This window comes from Candidatus Margulisiibacteriota bacterium (assembly GCA_003242895.1).
In the GTDB taxonomy this organism is placed as follows: Bacteria; Margulisbacteria; Riflemargulisbacteria; order GWF2-39-127; family GWF2-39-127; genus GWF2-39-127.
Map to the genome: position 1 here is coordinate 1 of QKMY01000024.1, position 24039 is coordinate 24039.

Annotated in this window: 17 protein-coding genes; 13 read left to right on the top strand and 4 right to left on the bottom strand. The window is 39.3% G+C overall.

All coding sequences use genetic code 11. The features are described from left to right. Window positions 1–1629, bottom strand: a 1629-nt coding sequence (locus DKM50_03570) for a hypothetical protein (GenBank protein ID PZM82216.1), incomplete at its 3' end; no start/stop codon positions are given. A 234-nt stretch (window positions 1630–1863) separates the two neighbouring features. After that, window positions 1864–4194 carry a hypothetical protein gene (locus DKM50_03575; GenBank protein PZM82217.1) on the bottom strand — a complete coding sequence of 777 codons (2331 nt, stop codon included), beginning with the start codon at window positions 4192–4194 and terminating at the stop codon, window positions 1864–1866. A gap of 432 nt (window positions 4195–4626) precedes the next feature. On the opposite strand from DKM50_03575, the gene DKM50_03580 reads away from it, so the two are divergent. From DKM50_03580 to carB, 3 genes are all read left to right on the top strand, one after another. Further along, the gene (locus DKM50_03580) at window positions 4627–7152 is read left to right on the top strand and encodes a hypothetical protein (protein PZM82218.1); all 2526 of its coding nucleotides are present in this window, start codon (window positions 4627–4629) and stop codon (window positions 7150–7152) included. A gap of 203 nt (window positions 7153–7355) precedes the next feature. Next, window positions 7356–8105: a hypothetical protein gene (locus DKM50_03585; protein ID PZM82219.1), complete on the top strand. Its 750-nt coding sequence runs from the start codon at window positions 7356–7358 to the stop codon at window positions 8103–8105. Window positions 8106–8244: 139 nt separating this feature from the next. Beyond that, the gene (gene carB / locus DKM50_03590) at window positions 8245–11454 is read left to right on the top strand and encodes a carbamoyl phosphate synthase large subunit (GenBank protein ID PZM82220.1); all 3210 of its coding nucleotides are present in this window, start codon (window positions 8245–8247) and stop codon (window positions 11452–11454) included. Window positions 11455–11541: 87 nt separating this feature from the next. On the opposite strand, the gene DKM50_03595 is transcribed toward carB, so the two are convergent. Further along, a complete protein-coding gene (locus DKM50_03595; protein ID PZM82221.1) occupies window positions 11542–11799 on the bottom strand; it encodes a hypothetical protein in 258 nt (85 codons plus the stop codon). Window positions 11800–12090: 291 nt separating this feature from the next. Between DKM50_03595 and DKM50_03600 the strand changes: the two genes are divergently transcribed. The 9 genes from DKM50_03600 to DKM50_03640 all read left to right on the top strand — a co-directional run bounded on the left by DKM50_03600 (window position 12091) and on the right by DKM50_03640 (window position 22133). Then, entirely contained in the window at window positions 12091–15507 is a 3417-nt protein-coding gene (locus tag DKM50_03600) for a DNA polymerase III subunit alpha (GenBank protein PZM82331.1), read from the top strand. 21 nt (window positions 15508–15528) lie between these two features. After that, a complete protein-coding gene (locus DKM50_03605; GenBank protein PZM82222.1) occupies window positions 15529–15861 on the top strand; it encodes a phosphoribosyl-AMP cyclohydrolase in 333 nt (110 codons plus the stop codon). Between the two features lie 19 nt (window positions 15862–15880). Then, window positions 15881–16162, top strand: coding sequence for a phosphoribosyl-ATP diphosphatase (locus DKM50_03610; GenBank protein ID PZM82223.1), 282 nt, complete (start codon window positions 15881–15883; stop codon window positions 16160–16162). Beyond that, window positions 16059–17864, top strand: a complete 1806-nt coding sequence (locus DKM50_03615) for a hypothetical protein (protein ID PZM82224.1) — start codon at window positions 16059–16061, stop codon at window positions 17862–17864. Before DKM50_03610 ends, DKM50_03615 begins: the two co-directional genes overlap by 104 nt. 5 nt (window positions 17865–17869) lie before the next feature. Next, entirely contained in the window at window positions 17870–18376 is a 507-nt protein-coding gene (locus DKM50_03620; GenBank protein ID PZM82225.1) for a hypothetical protein, read from the top strand. Between the two features lie 79 nt (window positions 18377–18455). Then, window positions 18456–18740: an Asp-tRNA(Asn)/Glu-tRNA(Gln) amidotransferase subunit GatB gene (locus DKM50_03625; GenBank protein PZM82226.1), complete on the top strand. Its 285-nt coding sequence runs from the start codon at window positions 18456–18458 to the stop codon at window positions 18738–18740. Between the two features lie 40 nt (window positions 18741–18780). Beyond that, complete coding sequence (gene gatA, locus DKM50_03630; GenBank protein ID PZM82227.1) at window positions 18781–20241, top strand: Asp-tRNA(Asn)/Glu-tRNA(Gln) amidotransferase GatCAB subunit A; 1461 nt, start codon at window positions 18781–18783, stop codon at window positions 20239–20241. Window positions 20242–20253: 12 nt separating this feature from the next. Continuing rightward, window positions 20254–21693 carry an Asp-tRNA(Asn)/Glu-tRNA(Gln) amidotransferase GatCAB subunit B gene (locus DKM50_03635; protein PZM82228.1) on the top strand — a complete coding sequence of 480 codons (1440 nt, stop codon included), beginning with the start codon at window positions 20254–20256 and terminating at the stop codon, window positions 21691–21693. Then, entirely contained in the window at window positions 21690–22133 is a 444-nt protein-coding gene (locus DKM50_03640) for a hypothetical protein (GenBank protein ID PZM82229.1), read from the top strand. The genes DKM50_03635 and DKM50_03640 overlap by 4 nt, the downstream gene beginning before the upstream one ends. Before the next feature lies 1 nt (window position 22134). On the opposite strand, the gene DKM50_03645 is transcribed toward DKM50_03640, so the two are convergent. Then, the gene (locus DKM50_03645; GenBank protein PZM82230.1) at window positions 22135–22920 is read right to left on the bottom strand and encodes a hypothetical protein; all 786 of its coding nucleotides are present in this window, start codon (window positions 22918–22920) and stop codon (window positions 22135–22137) included. A gap of 186 nt (window positions 22921–23106) precedes the next feature. Here DKM50_03645 and DKM50_03650 point away from each other — a divergent pair, with 186 nt between their 5' ends. Then, window positions 23107–23907 carry an S-methyl-5'-thioadenosine phosphorylase gene (locus DKM50_03650; GenBank protein PZM82231.1) on the top strand — a complete coding sequence of 267 codons (801 nt, stop codon included), beginning with the start codon at window positions 23107–23109 and terminating at the stop codon, window positions 23905–23907. Window positions 23908–24039 lie beyond the last annotated feature (132 nt).

The window sequence follows — 24039 nt, forward strand, 5'->3', positions numbered from 1 at the left end:
AATATTGATAATTAAATTTTTGTAAAAGTCAGTAACTGAATGCTGGCGAAAATGAGTGGAAATAAAACCTATTTTTATTTTTCTGCAAGTTTTATTTTGATCGTAAATCTGCAAGTTTTTTTTAGTTTTTTTTTGTTCAGTTTCAATTACTGTGTTTGGTGTTGATAGACTTAACATTCTAGCAATACATGCATTGATCTTTATGTTGTTGTAACCTTGGTAAACCAGGTAAAATGTTCCTAAAACACTATTTAGCATTGAATGAGGAATTTTCCAGTTATCATTAATTCCTTTCTGTACGTTTTTGTGAAGACGCTTTCTCCAGTGAAGCAAGTCTTGTTTGTTATTATAAATAGGCGGCAATAATAAAGCGTTGTTTATTTTGAGGAGGTCTTTTAGCTTTGGAAGTTGTTTATTTCGAAATAAATGAATGACGTCTTTAATATAGTTATTATTTTGTAAAAAATTGCCAAGATTATACACCGCTTGGTGATAATCAGGTTTTAAGGAGAGGGCCTTCCGGTAGTTTTCAATAGCTGCTTGGTGATTTCCTTGCTCTTTAAGCGCGTTGCCCAGATTATTTAAAGCTTCACAATAATCAGGTTTTAAGTCTATAACCTTTTGAAACTGTTCTATTGCTTCTGAGAGGTTGCCTTGTTCTTTAAGCGCGTTGCCCAGATTATTTAAAGCTTCACAGTAATCAGGTTTTAAGTCTATAGCCTTCTGGAAATGATATATAGCTTCTGAGAGGTTGCCTTGTTCTTTGAGTATGTTGCCAAGATTGTAGAAAGCTTCACAGTAATCAGGTTTTATGGAGATTGCTTTCTTGTAATTCTTTATAGCTTCTGAGCGGTTACCTTGATCCTTAATGGCGATGCCAAGATTATTATATGCCTGATAATAATCAGGTTTTACGGAGATAGCCTTATGGTAATGCTCTATGGCTTCGGAGAGTTTTCCTTGTTCTTGGAGAACAATGCCCAGATTGTAGAAAGCTTGATGATAATTAGGTTTTATGGCAATCGTTTTTTTGTAATTTTCAATAGCTTTTTGAAGGTCGCCGTGTTCCTTTAGTGCATTGCCCAGATTGTAGAGAGCTTGATGATAATCCGGTTTTATGGCAATCGCTTTTTTGTAATTTTCGATAGCTTCTCGGAAGTCACCCTGTTCTTGGAGTGAGATGCCAAGATTGTAAAAAGCTTGATGGTTTTCAGGTTTTAAAGTAATAGCCTTATAATAGCTTTTAATAGCTTCTTGGATGTTCCCCTGTTCTTGTAGAGCGACACCAAGATTGTAGATAGCTTGATGGTTTTCAGGCTTTAAGGAGATAGCCTTATGGTAATTTTCTATAGCAGCTGAGAGATTGCCTTGTTCCTGGAAAATTATAGCTAACTTCAAATAGGCATCAGGAAATTCAGGAATTATTTGAATAACTTTTGATATTAATTCCTGTGCTTTCTCATTATTATTTGTATTGCCATAGATTGTCCCCAATAAATATAGCCCGGTTGCGTTTTCAGGGTCTACTTCAAGAATTTTATGACATAGTTCCTTTGCTTGCTGCATTTGCCCTGCGTTATAGCATTTTATGGATTCATTTAAGCTGGTTTGGATATCGATATTTGTCATTAGCTTTTCTGCTCCTTTTTTGTTTTATCTCCATAGATAGCTTCGAGCGTGGTTTTAAGACTTGGCATGGTTTTTAAGCACAAAGGACATCTATACATTTTTATACACCTGCTTGACTAGTTAGTAGCCCGTGATTCCGGGCTATTATAATTTATTGAACTGATAACTATGATATCAGATTTTTTTATATATCCTTCTGGGGGACTGAATTTTTTAGCCAGAATGGGGACGCGATCAAATTTGTCTTTGAGTTACAACCTCTTTGAAGAATTCGATAGTTTCCCTAACTCCTTCGTCATTGTTAAATAAGATAGCGTTTCTTTCCAGAATTGTTTTTTTAATTTTTTGACGAAAAAGTTTGTTTGTTCCGAGTTTAACAGCCAAGCGGATATACTCGGTATTATTCTTTGCGATACAATCGGGTAATCCCATGAGCTGGTAATAGCCGTATGTCCAGCGGGCCCGTAAATACCGCGATGGAAGCGTTACAATCGGCGTGCCGCAGGCCAGAGCCAGCAGACTGGTGTTGCCGCCTCCGAAATGATAGGTATCCAATACCACAGCTGAATGCCTAATAATTTGTAAGAAATCATCTTTATTTGCTTGAGGCAAAAAGCGAATTCGGTTAAGGACGGCAGCAGGCATAGTTTTTGCAAATCTTTCATTTATATTAAGATTAAAATTATTTTTTATATGAAAAAAATAGATTATTCCTTGTGGGTCCTGTTCTAAAATGCCTGCTACAGCTTCATCAAAATCCGGATGTAATTTAATCGGGTTCATAGGACATACATAAATATTGCCTGTAGGGTCAAGTCCTAATGTTTTTTTTGTTTTTAATTTCACCGGAAAGGCTGGCTTATCGTACATGATAGGCATTCCTTTTATGCGTATGAGCTTTTCGGTATAATGCTTTTGTGCTGTAGGAATTTCAAAGATTTGTCCCGAGATATAATAATCTAGGGTAGGAATTCCTGTGGTATCAGGGTGTCCCATTAAGACACATTGTATGGTTGCCAGGCGAGTAAACGCGAGAAAATAAGTAATGTTACTCATCCCGATATCCAAATAAACTAAGATATCTAACTGATGACCAGCAATGAGTTGTTGGTTATAAATAATATTATCCGAATTTAACAGGGAAAAATTGTCTGCGTATTCTTTTATAGTTTCATGTACCGGATCTATTTTATTGTTAGTACCATAAACATGAATTTGAAAGCCATCTTTTGGAATATTGATAATTAAATTTTTGTAAAAATTAGTAACTGAATGCTGGCGAAAATGAGTGGAAATAAAACCTATTTTTATTTTTTTGCAAGTTTTATTTTGATCGAAAGGGTCGTAAACCGGAGCTTCACTGCCGATTTTTGGTTGTTTATGGTTATCAACTACGTATCGTATAGATGGTTTCAACATTTTAGCAATATGAGCGTTGATTTTTACGTTATTGTATCCTTGGTAAACCAGATAAAAAGTTCCTAAAACACTATGGAGCTGAGAATCTGGTATTTCCCAGTTATCATTAATTCCTTTCTGTACGTTTTTGTGAAGACGTTTTCTCCAGTGAAGCAAGTCTTGTTTGTTATTATAAATAGGTGGCAATAATAAGGCATTGTTAATTTTAATGAGGTCCTTTAGCTGTCGAAATTGTTTATTTCGATGTAACTGCATGGCATCTTTTATATAATTATTATTCTGGAGAATATTACAAATATTATAAAAAGCTTGATGGAAATCAGGTTTTAAGAAAATAGCCCTTTTGTAATTTTCAATAGCGTTTGGGAGATTTCCTTGCTCTACAAGTGCGTTGCCAAGATTATTGTAAGTTTGCTGGCAAGCAGGGTTTAAGGCAATAGCTTTCTTGTAGTTTTCAATAGCTCCTTCAAGGTTCCCTTGTTCTTGGAGAACACTACCCAGATTATTGAAAGCTTCATGATAATCTGGTTTTACGGCGATAGCCTTCTGATAATTTTCAATAGATTCCTCAAGGTTCCCTTGTTCTTTAAGTGCAATGCCCAGATTATAGAAAGCTTCGGGGCAAGCAGGGTTTAGCGCGATAGTTTTTTTGTAATTTTCAATAGCTCCTTCAAGATTCCCTAGTTCTTTAAGTGCGACCCCCAGGTTGTAGAAAGCTTCGGGGTAATCAGCGTTTAAGGAAATAGTCTTTTTATAATTCTTAATTGCTTCCTCCAGATTTCCTTGTTCTTGAAATGTGCTGCCCAGATTATAGAAAACTTCGTGGCAATCAGGATTTAAAGCAATGGTCTTATAATAATTTTCAATAGCTCCCTCAAAGTTACCTTGGTTTTTCAAAATTATTGCTAATGTTAAATATGCATCAGGAAATTCAGGAATTATTTGAATAACTTTTGATATTAATTCCTGTGCTTTCTCATTATTATTAGTATTACCATAGATTGTTCCCAACAAATATAGCCCTGTTACGTTTTCAGGGTCTACTTCAAGAATTTTATGACATAGTTCTTTTGCTTGCTGCATTTGCCCTGTGTTATAGCTTTCTATGCACTCATTTAAGCTTGTTTGGATGTCGATATTTGTCATGATTTCTCTGCTGATACATTATTTTAATTCTTTTATAGTATCATTCCTATACCGAAGGGGCAACCAATCAATCTTTTCACTCCGGTCATTGTTTTTCGCATTTCTAATGAGAATATTTTAACTATGAGTACTGTGTTTTTTCTTACGATCCGTTGCCAAAATTGATTCTTATTGAAAACGCAAAGGAATTATCTGGGTTTAAGATAAGTTAAATTAGGGCATAACGCTATTAGCGTGGCAGATGTTTTATGATAAAACAGAAAAAATCGATACAATTTTTTTAAATAAAAACCAGATATATAGGTAATCAGTCAATGCTTTGGAGGTGATAAGTACTAAAAAATGCCAAACTCAAACAATTAAAAGGATTATATTCTTAATTATTTAGAGCCTTATTGTGCTTCTAGATTAACTTTGAAAGGAAGAAAAAATATGGCCGAGATACAGGGTGCATCATATAATGAAGCTACTAAAACCATCACAATCGGGAATGATTTCGATTGGGGTAATTTGTCTACGGACTCAGATACAGAACTCATCGATCAGATGGGGATAACAGATACTGAAAATCTAACAATAGTGTTCAACGATGACGATGGTGTTAATTCTACTAATAAGTTTACTGTTAGTGAAGCAGGAAATGTTGTTATAGATAACGACGGAACGAATAGTGTTAAAGCCCAAGCTAACCTACGAGTTCAAAAAGGAGGTTACGGGAGTGTTACTATTCATGATACCATGGATGCCGGAACTGCCGGGATGAGCGAGAACCTTGAAATCGGAGAGGGGCTTAGTGCAACGGTTGACAGAAATCAAGTACATACTATAGGGAATGCTTCTACTACAATCGATAGAAATATTTCAGGGCAATTTAGCTACAGCGCTAACAATACAACAGTCCAAGGCAATATTACTGCACAGAATATGGATGCCAGCGGAGAGGCTGTTGTCAGTTCTGCTTATACCCTCAATGATAATGATGAAGGAGGGACAGGGTCAACAAATATTAATTTCAATGTATCCCAGACCTATAATATGGGTGCAAGTACAGAGAATGCCGCGGAACTAAATGCGGTTAATGCTATGGAAATCAATATTACCGGGGCCGCCAACAGGACATACAATGTTAGCGGTGATATTAACCAGAATCTGAACTTCAGCGTTGGAGAAGCATTGACTGATAGGGATATTATGATGAATGAATTGAAAGTTAAGTTTTTGGAATTGTTTAATAATTTCTCCTTAGGCAGCGAAACCTCAGGCGGAGGAACTCCTACCGGTTATATTGACAAAAATAATCAGTATAACGCGTTCACCCAAGAAGAGCTTAGCCAATTGAGCAATGGCAAGATATCGGATGAGCTGATGAACAAGATGGCTGTTGAGAAAAATGGTTCAATTTCTGTATCGTACGCAACAGAAAAACCTGAAATACCACATGACTTTTTTGGGTTTGAAAACGGTAAAATTCAGCTAGGTTCTGATTTTTTTAATTCAGATGGTACGCTCAATAGTGAAAAATTCATGCAGGCATATTTCCCGCTAACTACACAAACAGGTAACGCGCAAAATCAAGATCTACTGGCCCAGGTCACCGTAGGGTCAGACGGGACAATCCAACTAAATGCTACTTCACAGGTGGTCACCGGTGCTGACGCAAATGTAAATGTAAATACAATTCTCAATAATTGTTCTTCCCGCCAGGTATGGCATGATGATGTTGCTATGCAGACTTATTATTCAGTTACCTTAGAGGCCCTCAAAGCCGGTGGAGTCGATACAAGTAAGATCCCTGGAAAGAGTGATACCGAGAAGAGCCAGTGGGTCTCGCAAAATATTGGTGAAGTTAATGGTCAGTTTGGGCTGCAGCAAGCACTCGCCAGACATGGTCTAAATGTAGGCGGTGTAAGTAATTCGGCGTATGCATCTACTACTTTTGGTGCCTTGAGAGCCGATCACGTGATAACTTCCGTAGCGGAGCAAAGAACCGTGAATGGGATATCCTGGAATGCAGTCGCCGCATCATCCGATAGCAATGCCGGACAATGGACAACTACGGGTGGGAATGGTCGTGGTGCAAATGCATTAATGATTACCGGACCTGATGGCAAGGACCTTGGAATGGCTATACTGTCCTGGAATGGGCGAGAGTTTTTGACAGAGAGTACCCAGAATAATTTTAATGTAGGGAGGGGGGACCGCCTACAAGAAGCCACGGTTACCTCAAATATCGCGGTTTCCACGCTTACCGTAAATATTAACGATATTAGTTCCAGCTCTACAGGTGATACAAGCGATACCGGCGATTCAGGGAACAGTATCCCTAGTGTTGACGGTAACCAGCGCGAGATATCCTCTGAGACTGATACTTCTACCATGGCAGTTAAAACCTATTCTAAACTAACCTCGCTTGAGCATGATCCGGTAAATCATCTTAGTATAAATATAAAAGATAAAAACGGTAATGATGCTTCTGTTAATTCTACTTTGAGTGTTAATCAGAATACGCAGGGGACTGCAGGGACGTCATTGGCCGGAGGATCATTTGTTGCCGGAAACAAACTGATGAGTAATATCAATATGACAGCCAGCCAGAATACAAAGGTTACGGTTGACGGTGATAGTGTTGATAACTTGCAGGTGCGAGCTGCAAATGTAACGAATGTCAGCGGTACAACACAATCAATTCAAAGAGAGAATACCGGCAAAGCAGTTACCGGAACTGAGCAGTACAATCTTACAACAAAGGCTAGTTCCAGATATGCGGGGGCTTCAGACAAAAACTGGATTAATCAGGCTCAATTTGAATCTAATTTAATAATAAATGATTCATTTGACTTTGAGGGAGCTGCCGCCAGCCTGGCAAATCAAGATTTGATAAGGACACTTAAAGAGAACCAATATGGTTCGGAAGATACCGGTATTATCCCATTAGGAGGAGCAGGCGGTAAGGTATAGAAATCTAGACTGGTAACGTTATTTGGAGCTGCACGGTTTCGCTTAGCGAAACCGTGCAGCTCTTTTTTTGTTTGATTTTGATAATTCTATAACCGCAAAATATATGTTATAATCTTTTCAATTTGAGTCAAATATACTCGTCTTGGATGTTCAAGGGATAGCTGCTAATCGCAAGGCTGCTACTATCAATAAACTGGAGTTATATGCCCATGCAAAAAGTTTGTGATTATTCTGATACCGATTATAAAAAGGATTTTTGGGGTAACGGGATACGGGACTATGAAGATCTCGTTGAACGGCATGCTGTCCGAAGGCTTTTGCCTGCTTATGGCGAAAAATTCCTTGAAATCGGTGGCGGGTTTGGCCGGCTGATGGAGGAATATGTCTCTAGATTTAAGGAATCCAGGATGATGGACTATGCTGCTAATCTGGTAGCTCAAGCGCAGCAAAAGGTTGCTGAGTTGCAGCTTACACAGGTTAAAGTATGCCAGGGAAACGTGTATGACCTTTCTGAAATAGGCAACAATTATGACTGCTGTATGATGATCCGGGTGATGCATCATCTAGAGGATGTTCCGGCAGCGTTTAATCAGATTAACAAAATATTAAAAAAAGATGGGACCTTTATTCTGGAATATGCGAATAAACGAAATGTGCTGGAGATACTCCGCATGGTTTTTGGTAAACAGCATATTAATCCTTTTAGTTATGAACCGACGCGTCGAGGTGAGGGATTGTTCTATAATTTCCATCCGGCATTCATTAAGGATGCTTTGGAACGGAATGGTTTTATTATAGAACAAGAGCTAATGGTTTCATTGTTCAGAAGTGATTTTTTGAAAAAAAGGATTAATTACAAACTCCTTAGTGCTGCTGAAAAGATTGTTCAAGCGCCTCTGGGCTTTTTGAAAATAAGTCCGAGTGTTTTCATTAAAGCGAGAAAAATAAAATAATTACCGGCCCCCTTTTTAAGGGGGTTTTTACGGAACTAGCTGGAAGCTTTTCCTGAGTTAATAGAGATGATATCTCTGATCTCCTTATCAGAAGGGGACTAAGTCACAACGTGACGGAAGAATTTTAAAGGAGCAAACTATGCCGAAGAGGACAGATATTAAGAAAATACTCATTATTGGTTCCGGACCAATTATCATCGGGCAGGCATGTGAATTTGATTATTCAGGGACGCAGGCCTGTAAGGCATTGAAAGAAGAAGGGTATGAAGTTGTCCTGGTTAATAGTAATCCGGCTTCAATTATGACTGATCCTGAGTTTGCCGACAGAACATATATTGAACCGATAAATCCTGAAATGATAGAGAAGATTATCGAAAAAGAACGTCCTGATGCTTTGCTTCCTACAATCGGAGGGCAAACTGCACTCAACAATGCCGTTGCGCTGGCAGATAAGGGTGTCCTTGATAAATATGGAGTGGAGTTGATCGGAGCAAAGCTTGGGCCTATCAAGAAAGCCGAAGACCGGGAACTTTTTAAGAAGGCCATGCAAAAAATCGGGATCGGCGTTCCGGAGAGTGCTTTTGCTTATACTGTTGATGATGCGGTAAAAATATCTGAAACTATAGGCTTTCCGTTGATTATTCGTCCTGCTTTTACGCTTGGAGGCACAGGCGGTGGTGTTGCCTATAATCTTGCGGAGTTAAAGGAAATCGTCCACTTAGGTTTGAGCGAGAGCCCTATTAGTCAGGTCCTCGTTGAGCAATCAGTGCTCGGCTGGAAAGAATACGAGCTAGAGGTTATGCGAGACCTGAAAGATAATGTTGTTATTGTCTGTTCTATCGAGAACTTTGATCCGATGGGGATTCATACCGGAGATAGTATAACAGTTGCTCCGGCGCAAACCCTAACTGACAAAGAGTACCAGCAGCTTCGAGATTATTCTCTCGCGGTTATCCGTGAGATCGGTGTTGATACCGGAGGATCGAATATCCAGTTTGCAGTTAATCCTGATGATGGAAAAGTTATCATTATCGAGATGAACCCTCGAGTGTCGCGCAGCTCGGCACTTGCCTCAAAAGCTACAGGGTTCCCTATTGCAAAAATTGCTGCCAAACTGGCGGTCGGCTATACGCTTGATGAAATATCAAATGATATCACGGAGAAGACCCCGGCCTGTTTTGAGCCGACTATTGACTACGTCGTTACCAAAATACCCCGTTTTGCCTTCGAAAAGTTCCCACAAGCTGATGCGACATTAAATACGACAATGAAATCTGTTGGTGAAACGATGGCAATTGGTCGTACCTTTAAGGAATCTTTGCAGAAAGCTTTACGGTCACTGGAAATCGGGGTCAATGGGTTCGATTATCCCAAAGACCGTAATTATCACAATCTAGACGAAAAACTGAGTATCCCGAATGCGGAACGTATTTTTTTTATTAAAGAAGCTTTTTATCAAGGATATTCAATTGAGGACGTTTTTAACAAAACAAAAATAGACCGTTGGTTCCTTGATAACTTATTCCAACTTTTTGAGGTGGAGAAGGAAATGGATGAGGCCAAAGAATGTCCGATCATCGACCGAATGGAATTGTTGAAGAAATTAAAGAAACTAGGATTTAGCGATAAACAAATTGCCAAATCCTGGGGATTCTCTGAACTTGAAATCAGAAGAATGAGAATGGACAATAATATTATCCCGGTATACAAGACCGTGGATACCTGCGCAGCTGAGTTTGAAGCCTTTACTCCCTATTATTATTCAACCTACGAAGAAGAAGATGAAGTAATACCTTCCGAAAGAGAAAAAATAATGATCCTTGGCGGGGGTCCTAATCGAATCGGGCAAGGGATTGAGTTTGATTATTGTTGTGTTCATGCTTCGTTTGCGCTTCGAGAAGATGGCTATGAGACGATCATGGTTAACTCTAACCCTGAGACAGTCAGTACTGATTATGATACCTCGGATAGATTGTATTTTGAGCCGGTTACTTACGAGGATGTTCTTACCATAGTGGAAAAAGAAAAACCGAAAGGTGTTATTGTGCAGTTCGGTGGACAGACCCCGCTTAAACTCGCAATTGCCCTAAAAAAAGCCGGAGTTCCTATTATTGGGACAGATCCGGATGACATTGATGTTGCCGAAGACCGGGAACGGTTCGGAGCACTTCTCAAAGAGCTGCAGATATTGCAGCCATATAACGGGACTGCGCGTTCTTTCGAAGACGCAAGAGCGATCGCTCATGAAATCGGTTACCCTGTTATGGTTAGACCCTCGTACGTTCTTGGAGGCAGAGCTATGGAAATAGTTTTTGATGAAAGAGATCTTGAACGTTATATTAAGACGGCCGTGGAAGTTTCTCCTGAGCATCCGATATTGATTGATAAGTTCCTGGAAGATGCTATTGAGATAGATGTTGACGCAGTATCAGATGGAAAGCGTTGTGTTATTGCGGGAATTATGGAGCACATTGAGGAGGCGGGTATCCATAGCGGGGATAGTGCCTGTGTTCTTCCTACATTCTCAATTGGAGAAGAGATTGAAGCAACAATCAAAGCAAATACCTATAAACTGGCGCAAGCCTTGAGGGTTGTTGGACTTATGAATATTCAGTACGCTATTAAGAATGACAAAGTGTTTGTCCTTGAAGTCAATCCCCGGGCATCACGAACGGTTCCTTTTGTAAGTAAAGCCACAGGAGTTCAGTGGGCAAAAATTGCGGCGAGGGTTATGGCTGGCAAAACGCTTGACGAACTTGGCGTTACTGAAGTGGTTGTTGACCATGTCAGTGTCAAAGAAGCGGTGTTGCCGTTCTCGAAGTTTTCACGTCAGGACACAATTCTTGGCCCGGAAATGAAGTCAACCGGAGAAGTGATGGGGATCGCATCCAGTCTCGGAAACGCTTTTGCGAAAGCGCAGATAGCCGCCGGGGCAAGCTTGCCGGGTTCCGGATGTGTGTTCATTAGTGTTCGAGAAAAAGACAAACGCAATGTCGTTAACATCGGAAAACGGTTCGAAAACCTTGGCTACAAAATATTTGCAACGAGAGGGACGGCGAAAGTCCTTAAAAATAATGGTATCGATGTTATTCCTGTGCTAAAAGTTCATGAAGGCAGGCCTAATATCGACGATGTTATGAAAAACGGCGAAATTGATATTATCGTGAATACGCCGCAGGGGAAGGGTTCTCGTATTGATGATAAGATCATTCGAGGAACGGCTCTGCTTTATAAGATATTTTCAATTACTACCCTTTCGGGGGCTAATGCAGTCCTTAATGCGCTGGAATCTATAAAGAAATATCCCCTTGAGGTTCAAGCGTTGCAGGATTATTATAAAAAATCTTAGATTTATAGAAAAAACGTTTGATAAAAAAGAAGCTGAACCAAATCTGGAACAGCTCTTTTTTCTTCGGGTATAGAAGTTTGTTAAGAATTACACGATCAAATTATCGAGGTTTCCTATTATATGTTTATTGAAGCAAGATCCTTCTTTTACTGCATTTAACTTATAAAGTTTTCCGGTTTCTATATCGTCAAAAGAAAATTTCTTACCCGCAGGCTCTTCAATGCTGGAGTTGTTTGTAAGTAAGTTCTCATTAAATATTTCTGCAAAGTTGGTATTTGCCTTGGTGAAAGCAGGGCTGTCGATATGCGCATTATTATTAGTGTTAAAATTACTGTTGATATACATTGTACGCTACTTCCCTTATTTTTCAGGACATACATTAATGAATACTATATTGATTAATATTATGCCCTGCTTTCATATCTATGTATCGGAAACTCACTGAGTTATCTTGCATCGATATAATTTGTTTCGAGTGGATGCAAAATTTGCCGGTTTTTTTTGGAAAAGGGATATCAACCAAAGCGTTTTTTGTGTTAAAATAATAATAATTTTTGAGTACAATAATTTCCTCTAATTTAATAAGCCAAGAATAATATAATTAATAATCAGAGATTTAAGGTCCATATGTCAACAATACCGTCATTCGTTCATTTGCATAATCATACTGAATTCAGCTTGTTGGATGGGGCTTGCAGAATAAAGGATATCATCAATAGAGCGAAGGAATTCGGTATGGATTCTATTGCTTTGACTGATCACGGCGTAATGTTTGCTACCATTATTTTTTATAATTACGCACGATCGGTAGGAATTAAACCAATTATTGGTTGTGAAGTTTATCTTTCTCCCCGGCGTATGCATCAAAAAGAAGGCAAGCAAGATGCCAGAAACCGACATCTTATCCTGCTTGCCAAGAACGATCAAGGGTACAAAAACCTATTGAAGATAGTGTCTCTGGGACATACGGAAGGATTCTATTATAAGCCGAGGGTTGATTATGAGGTGCTCGCGGACCACCATGAAGGTTTGATCGCGCTTAGCGGCTGTATGGCTGGTCCTATCGCCGTCAAAATTCTGGATGAGGATTTTGAGGGAGCATGTCAGGAAGCGGATAAACTTCAGGCTATTTTTGGTAACGATCTGTACCTGGAGATACAAGACCATGGAATTAAGGGTCAGGCAGAGATTATTGCCGGTCTGGTAAAAATCAATAAAGAGAAGGGTATTCCGTTAGTCGCAACCAACGACACCCATTACTTAAGAAAAGAAGATGCCTATGCACAGGATGTGTTGCTCTGTATATCAACCGGCAAGACCATAAACGATTCGAACCGATTAAGTTTTAGTTCGAAAGAGTTCTATCTTAAGACTCCGCAGGAAATGTCCGATATCTTTTCTTATCTGCCGGAAGCGCTCGAAAATACGGTTAAAATTGCAGCGCAATGTAATCTGGAGATAGAGCAAGGGGTTAATTATTTGCCGTCCTTTCCTTTGCCGGAAGGGTATACGGAATCCAGTTATTTGCGTACTCTAGCCTGGGACGGCATTAAAGCCCGGTATCCTGAAATCACAGAAACTATAAAAAAACGAGCTGAATATGAGTTGGAAGTTATTGAAAAAATGAAATTTCCGGCGTACTTTTTAATAGTTGCGGATTTCATCGCGTTTGCCCGACAGCAGGGTATCCCCGTAGGGCCTGGAAGAGGATCTGCTGCCGGAAGTATTGTAGCTTATTCCTTAGGGATTACGAATATTGATCCGCTCAAATATCATCTGCTTTTTGAGCGGTTTCTTAATCCTGAAAGAATATCGATGCCTGATATTGATATCGATTTTTGCATTGACCGCCGACAGGAGATTATCGAATATGTAGGTAAAAAATATGGACAAGACAAAGTAGCTCAGATAGCCACATTCGGTACTATGGCAGCACGCGGCGTTATTCGTGATGTCGGCAGGGCCCTGGGCATTCCCCTTTCTGAAGTCGATAGAATTGCCAAGCTAATTCCAGCAGGGCCGAAGGTAACGATTGAGCAGGCTTTGCAAGAAGTTCCTGAGTTCAAAGCCTATGTTACCAATAACGAAACCATTAATAACCTTGTCAAAACCTCTCTTACGCTTGAAGGTGTTGCGCGTCACGCATCAACGCATGCTGCCGGTGTGGTTATTTCTGCCTTCCCTTTAACCGATAAAGCTCCGGTTATGACGAATGATGGACAGCTTGTCACTCAGTACGCAAAGGATGATCTTGAGGCAATCGGCTTGTTGAAAATGGATTTTCTGGGCCTGCGAAACCTTACTATGATTGATAACACATTGAAAATTATTAAGATGAAAAGGAATGTCGACTTAGATATAAATGATTTGCCTCTGGAGGACGCTCCGACGTATGAATTGTTGACCAGAGGAGATACTCCTGGGGTATTCCAACTGGAAAGTAAAGGGATGAAATCTATCCTGAAGGACCTTAAACCGTCAGTTTTTGAGGATATTATTGCATTGTTAGCTTTGTATCGGCCTGGTCCGATTGAAAGCGGGATGATCGACGATTTCATTAAGCGAAAGCATGGAAGGGCTAAGATTGTCTATTCATTGCCGGAACTTGAGCCTATACTCAAAGAAACGTATGGAACTATTCTTTACCAGGAGCAGATCATGCAAATCGCTTCTGTTCTTGGCGGTTTTTCTCTTGGTGAAGCCGATGTTCTCCGTAAAGCCATGGGAAAAAAGAAAATGGACGTTATGGAGAAGCAGAAAGAAAAGTTTGTTAAGGGAGCAAAGGACAAAGGTCTTAATCCCAAGAAGGCGGAAGAAATCTTTGAATTGTGTGCTAAGTTTGCTAATTATGGGTTTAATAAGTCTCATAGTGCTGCATACGCTGTTATTTCATATCAAACTGCTTATCTCAAGACCCACTATCCTGTCGAATTCATGGCGGCAGTTATTTCAAGCATGGTTGGCGATATCGAGAAAGTAGCGTCATATATACAAGACTGCCGGGCTATGGGAATTGATGTGCTTATTCCGGATGTTAATGAAAGCCTGAAGGATTTTACCGTTGTCGGCGGGAGTATCCGGTTTGGCCTTGGCGCAATCAGAAATGTTGGAGACAGCGCGGTTGATTGTATTTTGCAAACGAGAGAAACTAAAGGGATATTTACTTCTCTTTATGACTTATGCTCAAAGGTTGATCTCAGGACTGTTAACAAAAGGGTTTTTGAGAGCCTCATCAAAGCCGGGGCTATGGATTCTTTCGGGAATCGGCGGCAAATGCTCGAAGCTATTGAGATGTATGTCCTGGGAATTTCGAAAGATCAGAAAGCCAAAGACAGCGGAATGATATCCCTGTTTGGCGGGAGTTCGGAAGATGCGGCGAATGAGGTTAAGCAAGACAATTTCCCGAACGTTCGAGACTATTCTCAATCGGAGAAATTAAAAATGGAAAAAGAGATGCTGGGCCTTTATATTTCAGATCACCCGCTCAATCATCTTAATATTGACCTGGAAGACATCGCGCATGATACAACTGTTAGTATGAAAGAAAAAGAGGATGGGGAATCTGTAAGGCTAATCGGGCTTATAACCTCAAGTAAAAAGAAAATAACCAAAACTAAAAAACAAATGCTGATTGCAGAATTTGAAGACCTCTGTGGACTTACCAATTTGCTCATTTTTCCAGGAAATAATTTTGAGAAATATGCTGACTTAATCTATCCGGATGCTTTTGTTATTGTTGATGGGAGGGTCAGTAAAAAAAATGACGAGACTCAGTTTATCTGTGAAAAAGTAGTTACTCTTGAGCAGAATAATAACGAGAGGATTCTTAATATCAATATTGAAGCAATTGAGGATAAAGACGTTGGCATTAAGCTCCGGGATGTTTTACAAAAATATCCGGGATCGGCAAGGGTCATTATCAATACCGGGGAAAAACGGATTGAAGTCGGAGAGAAATATCGAATAAAAATATCTGCTGTGCTTCGTGAAGAGATAGGTGAGCTTATCGGGAGTCATCGCGTCTACGAAACTAATGTTGCGGTGCTAGATTAATTAGTGGCTCTTTAGCCGGAAATGGTGGTAGTAATGGAGATTCCCAATGAGATTAAATTTGATGAAAAAGGCCTGGTAGCTGCAGTTATCCAGGATAGTGCATCGAATGCCGTATTAATGCTGGGATATATGAATCGAGAATCACTTGAAATGACTATTAACTCTGGTCGGACATGGTTTTGGAGTAGAAGCCGAGGTAAGTTATGGAACAAAGGCGAGACGTCCGGTCATTTTCAGGAAGTAAAAGAATTATTTTTTGATTGTGATGGCGATGCGTTACTGGTTAAAGTTGACCAAATTGGAGCTGTATGTCATACTGGGCATGGCTCGTGTTTTTTTAATAGAATAGTATAGAAAAGAAGAGTTTGAAATAATGGGCATTATTCAAAAAGTTTATAGTATCATAGTTTATCGCAAGCTTAATCCTAAAGAAGGTTCGTACGTCAATTATCTCCAGCAGAAAGGCATTGATAAGATCTGTAAAAAGGTCGGAGAAGAAGCCTCTGAAGTAATTATAGCTGCAAAGAATAATAATAGAGATGAGATAATCTATGAAACTGCTGATCTGTGGTTTCATACGTTGGTTTTACTTTCAGAATCAGGAGTTACCCCCGATGACATATACCAAGAGTTGGAAAAGCGCTTTAAGCAATAATAAAGGAATGTCTCGGTTGCTTGTCATTGTACTGGCAATGACTTTTACCTGTGTTGTTTGCTTGACTGGCGTTTATGCTGATAGTTTTTCGGTGGCGAAACCAACTGAAAAAGAACAGATTTATTCAATTAATGGGCATTCGAAAGTAGCTGTGGAATGTTCATTAGACAATATTGATAAGCTTTTTATCAATGGGATTGAGGTTCCTCAGAGCAATGGCAAGGATGTACGGTTTCTCATCGATGTTGAGGGGTTTGGCGAGAAAAGGATTAATATCCTTGCAGTTACAAAAGCGAAAGAAATCGAACAGCTAACTCGGTCTATAACCGTTATACGGACTTACCCTGATATTAAGGACCATTGGGCAAAAAAAGAAATAGAGTATCTTTCGACACTAGGTTTTATTAATGATATTAACGGGGCAATAAATTTTTATCCGGAAAATCCTGTTTCCCGGATAGATTTAGCAAAGTTATTGCTGATTATTAAAGGGATTAATGTAGAAAAATATACCAAGAATGTTGCCCAAGATGTAATGCCTGGCTTTTGGGGGCAATTATATGTTAACGCGGCGATTAACCAGAATATCCTTAATCTTGATAATAATAATAATTTTTACCCTATGTCGCTGGTGTCACGTACCGAAGCTATGGTTGCGGTGGTAAGAGCTTTTAACTTGCCTGTCTATCCTGCCCGAGAGGATTTTTTGCCTGATGTTCCTAACCGGTTCTGGGCGAAAGATGATGTTAATACTGCCATGATAAATAGGTTGTTCCCGGCGCACTGGAATCTGCGAAAAGGGTTTCTGCCGAATTACATCCTTACCCGTGGTGAGTTGGCTGCAATACTCGTTCGTGTTCCTTTTGTTAAAGAAAAAATCAGGAGTTTAGAAAAAAACGATATTACTTTTGATTATAGTTATTTTGAACCCGAGGAAAAAGCGAATAAACCGAATGTAAATAAAGGTTATTTGGAATTATCAAAATCTAAGATATCAGCCAATAATAAAGAGAGGGTTGATATAAAGCTGAATACAAATCTGATTAAGTTGAATAAGCGGGTTAAGAAAGTTGAGATTGACTTGTCGGCTATAGGGAAGCTTTCACATACATCAATGATGGATGATGGTGGTTGGAATGACATGTACTCGAATGACGGTATATATACTGTGTCTATTGTGCCCTCGCCAAATATAGCTCCAGGCGAAAAGGTGCTGCCTATTCATGTTACTGATATTAGTGGCTATTCTTTTGATGATAACGCTGTTATGGAGGTTCTGTTCTCGCCACCAGTTGAGCCGAAAATTACTGAGGAATCTCCGGCAAGTGCTCCTGAAAAACAAGAAAGGCCTGCAAAGTCCAGTAATAATACACTCCCGCTAATGATAATTCCCCGGGTGGCTGTTCCAAAGGTAATTCCGATCGCAGCTGCGCAGAAAAAAGAAGAGCCTATGGCATTAACCGCAATAAAAAATGAGCTTTCACCTGATTCTTCCGAAAATATCTACATAGTCGTTCCTGGGGATACGCTGCTGGTGGTATCTTACAAGGTAACAGGCAGTGCATATAGATGGAAAGAAATTGCCCAACACAATAATATCCCTGTTGAAGAAAGCAAAGTCGACGATAAAATATCTTATTTTGCTAATATATACGTTGGCCAAAAGATATTAATTCCAAAAGAAATGGTCAAAAAGAAATAATAAAAATGAAGAAACTTATTTTTTTTATTTTTATTGTTTTAACCGTAATATTTTTAAGTGAATATAGTTTTTTTATGTCTTACGTGACCGGTGGGAATAAAGTATACCTGTTAAAGGGAAGTAATCTTTGTCCTGTTATGCGCCACATTAGCGAGCAAGATTCTAAGTATAAAGAAACTTTTGCCGCAATTATGCAGGGAGCCAGCTCTCTTGAGAAATTATTTGGCATAACTACTGCAATCCCTAAAGATTTGAAGATCATTGATATTAATGTAAAGACTGGTATAATTTATCTTGATTTTGTTGACGAGTTCGAGAATTGGCAGGGATCGGCAACGGAGATTAGGCTGGCTGTCTCTCAATTGGTCTACACTTTTACAGAATTCAAAGAAATTAAGGCAGTAGCCTTTGTTGTAGAAGGTAAAAAAAAGATCCTGGTCCTTGGCGGTGATGGGTATATCATCGATAAACCTTTGTCGAGAAAAGATCTTAGTCAGAACAATAAAAATTAGCTTGTTTCCTGGAAGATTTGCAGGCTGATAAGTTTGATATTATGTCTTGATAGCATGGTATCCCTGGAGGAAGAAGTTTATGGCAATAACACAAGATGATGTTGTACGAGTTGCTAAGTTAGCACGGTTAGCGCTAGTTGATGATGAGAAAGAAAGATTTACAGCACAGCTCGATAATATATTGTCATATGTTCAGAAATTAGATGAATTAGACACCAGTAAAATATCCCCGACAGCTCATGCCCTTACCTGTCAAAATGTTTTACGAGAAGATATCGAGAGACCTTTTGAGTCGCCAGAAGCTATTATGGAAAATGGGCCTGAAATAGAAGCCAATGCCTTTGTAGTTCCGAAAATAGTATGATATTCGGTCGTGAGATATTAATGGGGTGAAGGAGATTATTATGGAACCAGCGCAATTATCTGCAAGCGAATTATCCAATTTGCTGAAAAACAAAGAGATTTCTGCGACTGATATTTTAGATTCGGTTTATAAGAAAATTGAGTCAAGTGAAAATAAAATAAATGCCTATATTTCTTTAACCAAAGAACAGGCATATGTACAAGCGAAGTCTGTAGATAAAAAGATTGCTTTAGGAGAGAAGCTTAATCCTTTAGAAGGAATTCCTGTTGCGATAAAAGATAACCTTTGTATTAAAGGTGTCCAGACAACTTGTGCCTCGAAAATATTAAAGAATTTTATTGCACCATACAATGCTACAGTTATCGATAAGTTGCACGCTGAAGGTTGTATACCTATCGGAAAGACGAATCTTGATGAATTTGCTATGGGTTCCAGTACTGAGAACTCAGCTTTTGGTCCAAGTAGAAATCCATGGGATTATGCCTGTGTTCCTGGTGGGTCAAGTGGCGGGTCTGCTGCCTGTATTGCCGCAGATGAGGCAATTATTGCCTTGGGGTCTGATACCGGAGGTTCTATCCGGCAGCCGGCGGCTTTTTGTGGCGTGGTTGGGTTGAAGCCAACTTATGGAAGAGTATCACGGTATGGGTTGGTTGCTTTCGCTTCATCCTTGGACCAAATTGGGCCTATCACTAAAAATGTTACTGACAGTGCTTTCTTGATGAATGTTATCTCTGGTTATGATAGCTATGACTCAACCTCCAACACAGTCCCTGTTCCTGATTACACCAAATCCTTGATCCCTGATATTAAAGGCCTGAAAATCGGAGTTATAAAGGAATTGATGGGGTCCGGTACGTCGAAAGGTGTTAGAGATGCGATACAAAAAAGTATTAATACCCTTACGTCGCTTGGTGCTTCTTGTGAAGAGGTATCGCTCCCTTCATTTGAATATGCTGTTGCAACCTATTATATTATTGCTCCGGCTGAAGCTTCTGCCAATCTTGCAAGGTTTGATGGCGTCCGCTATGGATATCGATCAAAAGAGAATGAAACCCTGGTTGAAATGTATGAAAAAACCAGAAGTGAAGGCTTTGGTCCGGAAGTGAAAAGACGTATTATGATTGGTACGTATGCCTTGAGTTCCGGGTATTACGACGCTTACTATCTTAAAGCCCAGAAAGTTCGTACTATCATCCGGGACGATTTTAATAAGCAGTTTGAAAAATATGATGTAATTATTTCCCCGACTGCCCCGACGGTAGCCTTCAAATTCGGCGAAAAAACTAAAGATCCATTGAGTATGTACCTTTCAGATATCGCAACAATTTCGATTAATCTTGCTGGGATTCCTGCAATATCGATACCTTGTGGTTTCTCTGAGGGATTGCCCGTTGGGCTACAAATAATTGGTAAACATTTTGCAGAAGAGACTATTCTTCGCTGTGCTTACGCCTTTGAGCAAAATACCGATTACCATAAACAAAGGCCAGCTTTAACTTAAGGAGCGATTAAGATGGGATATGAAGCTGTTATAGGACTGGAGATTCATTGCCAGCTAAATACAAAAACTAAAATATTTTGCGGATGTTCAACGAAGTTTGGCGAGGCAACCAATAAAAATATTTGTCCAATATGCACCGGAATGCCAGGAGCTTTGCCAGTGCTTAATAAGAAGGCCGTCGAATATGGTATGCGAGCAGCTTTAGCCTTGCATTGCCAGATACAGGCTCAAAACGTGTTTGCTCGAAAAAATTATTTTTATCCTGATCTCCCGAAAGGGTATCAGATTTCTCAGTTTGATAGGCCACTTGCCTTAAATGGCTGGTTGGATATTGAGTCACAACAAGGAAATCTGAGGGTCGGTATAACCCGAATCCATTTGGAGGAAGATGCCGGAAAGTTGATTCACCAAGGTGCCGACCGTATTCAGGGCTCTGACTATTCGCTTGTTAACTTGAACCGCGCCTGTACCCCGCTTATTGAAATTGTATCAGAACCGGATATGCGGACTCCGGAACAGGCACGCTTATATGTAGAATCAATCAGGTCTATTGTCAGGTACCTGGGAATATGTGATGGCAATATGGAAGAAGGAAGTTTGCGCTGTGACGCAAATATTTCTATTAGACCCGAAGGCAGCCAGAAACTTGGCACCAAAGTAGAAGTAAAAAATATGAATTCGTTCCGGTCTATTGAACGGGCGATAGCTATTGAGATTCAGCGTCAAATAGCTGCGGTAGATAATGGAGAAGTTATTCTTCAGGAGACAAGACATTTCGACGAAGCTACTGGGAAGACGAGTTCCATGAGAAGTAAAGAAGAGTCACATGATTATAGGTATTTTCCTGAGCCGGATCTATTGCCTGTTCTTATTTCTGAGGAATGGATTCACGAGGTTGAGAAGGACATGCCGATGCTTCCGGCAGATCGAAAGAAAAAGTATGTCGGGGAATGGGGATTATCAGATTATGATGCGGAAGTGCTTTTGCAAGATAAAGAGACTTCTGAGTTTTTTGAAAAAACAGTAGTATTAGGTGCTGATCCTAAGCTGGTTTGTAATTGGCTTATGGGAGATATTGCAGCTTATCTAAAAAATAATAATCTAGCACTTTCTTCGGCTAAACTTACTCCGGAAAGTCTTAAACAGCTTCTTGAGCTTATCGGTTCAGGAAAAATCAGTGGTAAAATTGGCAAGAGTATCTTAGACAAAATGATGGATACCGGAGATGCTCCGACGAAGATTATGGAGCTTGAAGGATTGACTCAAATTGAAAATATCGATGAAGTCAAAACTATAGTTCAGCGGATTATCGAAGCTAACCCTGGTCCTCGAGAACAATATCGAAATGGAAAGACAGCAACTATAGGGTTTTTTGTCGGACAGATTATGAAAGAAACCAAAGGCCGGGCGAAACCCGAGCTTGTCAATAAACTGCTTCAGGAAATGTTATGAAAAACCTTAAGATGCTTTATGCTTTCATCTGTGATGATGTGCGACATGAATTAGGTGGTAAGATGACCTATGTTGGACAGACCGAGGTATTACAGGTTCAGAAGTTTCCTGTAATTTTCCCCAAAATATGCGTTGTTTATTCTTGTATGGGGGAAAAAGGGAAGTATAAAGTATCCAGCCGTGTTACAGAAAAAGACAGCCAATCAATTGTTATTCAAATTCCTGAACATGACATAGAGATTATCAGCCTTGAGCAAAAGATCCGGGAAGTAATTCAAATCCATAACTTAAAAATTGAGAAACCTGGTAATTATTTGGTAGAAGTTTTTTATAATGGGGAATTGCTAACAGATTTCTATTTCAATGTAGCATTGCAAGCTTTAACAACCAAAAATGATAATACTTTTAATATTCCTATTATTATGTCATCAAAAAATTAGACTAGAAGTGCATGGAACTTTTTCTGAATTTTTCTCTTAATTTATTGATTTTTGCAGGATGAATCGGCGCTTCAAGCTTTCCTGAAAATATGGTAACCGGTGACTTTTTCTGCTCTATCAGCTCTTTTTGTTTTTCTTCGGCGATCTCTTTGCCTTTACTCTCCTGGTTTGAATTTGAGTAGTTCATTTCCATGGAGAGTTCTAGTTTTTCTTCTTTTTGGGCTTTTTTTATTTGTGAATTATTTATTTCAGTTTGCTCTTTATCCTGGTTCTTATTCGATGTCTGCTGTTTAATTCCGACCTCTTCCGACACTTTTATTGTTTTCAGATTGAATCTTTCTTCTTCCGAGAGTGCTTGTGAAGCGGCAGCAAGATGTTCCGCTGAGGAATTCGTTTTGGTAATAGGGGTAGGTTCGGTTTTGTTGGTTTGTGTGATATCATCGATTTGTTTTGAATAGTTCTGGGGCTTTATGTTCATAGCCTCCTGACTTATTTTAACCATATGCTCGGCTTCTTTTATCGCCTCATTGAGAACGGTTTTCATCCTGTTCTCTGCGTTAATATAGTTGTTTGGTTTAGTATCTAAGGCAATATCTTTTAAATGTTTTACTTCGTGTTCAATTTCTCGATGGTAGTTTTGTTTTTCTTCACTGATTCTATTTTGAAAACGGAGGTCTTTTTGTAATATGTCATCGAGTTTGGTGAAAAGGTTTTTTTGGGTTTGCCTGCTTTCCTCTGCATCTTTAAGCAGTGTTTTTTCTGTTTCTAATTGACTTTTAATTCGCATTTCTTTATCCATAAATTAATTTTACCAACAATACTTTAAATTCAAACCTAAAACGGGTTTATAATTTGATAAGATATTAATTAAAATATTTAGTATGAGATTGATCTGCGGCGCCCGATATCATGTTGATAATATATCGGATTGATATTAAAATGGAATGAACATTACTCTAAGGGGGGTTATTTGATGCAAAAAAAAGCGGATATTGGAATATTTGGCGGTTCAGGCCTCTATAAATTATTGGATAATGTTACTGAAGTTAAGATTGAAACTCCTTATGGTCAACCAAGTGATAAAGTCGCAATAGCAGAAATAGCGGGGAAAAAAGTTGCTTTTCTCCCACGACATGGTAAAAGTCATTCAATACCTCCACATATGATTAATTATAAGGCTAACATTTGGGCAATGAAGTCGCTTGGTGTTTCGTGCATTATTGGCCCAAATGCCGCAGGAAGCCTTCAGGAGCATATTAAGCCTGGAGATTTTGTTGTTGTTGATCAGTTTGTGGATAGAACTAAATTGAGAAAAGACACCTATTATGATGGTCCAATTGCTACTCACGTCAGCCCTGCAGATTGTTATTGCCCGGATTTACGGCAGGTAGCGGTTACATCGTCCAGAAAATCAGGTATTACAGTTCACGATAAAGGCACGGTTGTGGTAATTGAGGGGCCGAGATTTTCTACGAAAGCTGAGAGCCAATGGTTTACCTCAATGGGCTGGGAAGTTATTAATATGACGCAGTATCCGGAAGGTTATCTTGCCCGGGAACAGGAAATGTGTTATGTCTGTATCTCGCTTATAACTGATTATGATGCTGGGCTGATTGGTAACAGGATTGCTCCGGTATCTTCACATGAAGTAATGGAAGTTTTTAACCAAAATCTTGCTAAGATTAGGACTGTCTTGTTTGATATGATTGCTGCAATTGACCTTAATAGACCTTGTCTTTGCCATCAATCTAATACAACTGCCAGATTTGAATAATAGTATAATTCCTGTAGCGGTACAGTGTAAGCTATGGCAAAATAATTATTGGTATAATAAAGAAAAAGACATAATTATAAAATATTAGTGGCTGGTGTCTTAGCTTAGGTTTCGGCATAGTGCCATCGTGGG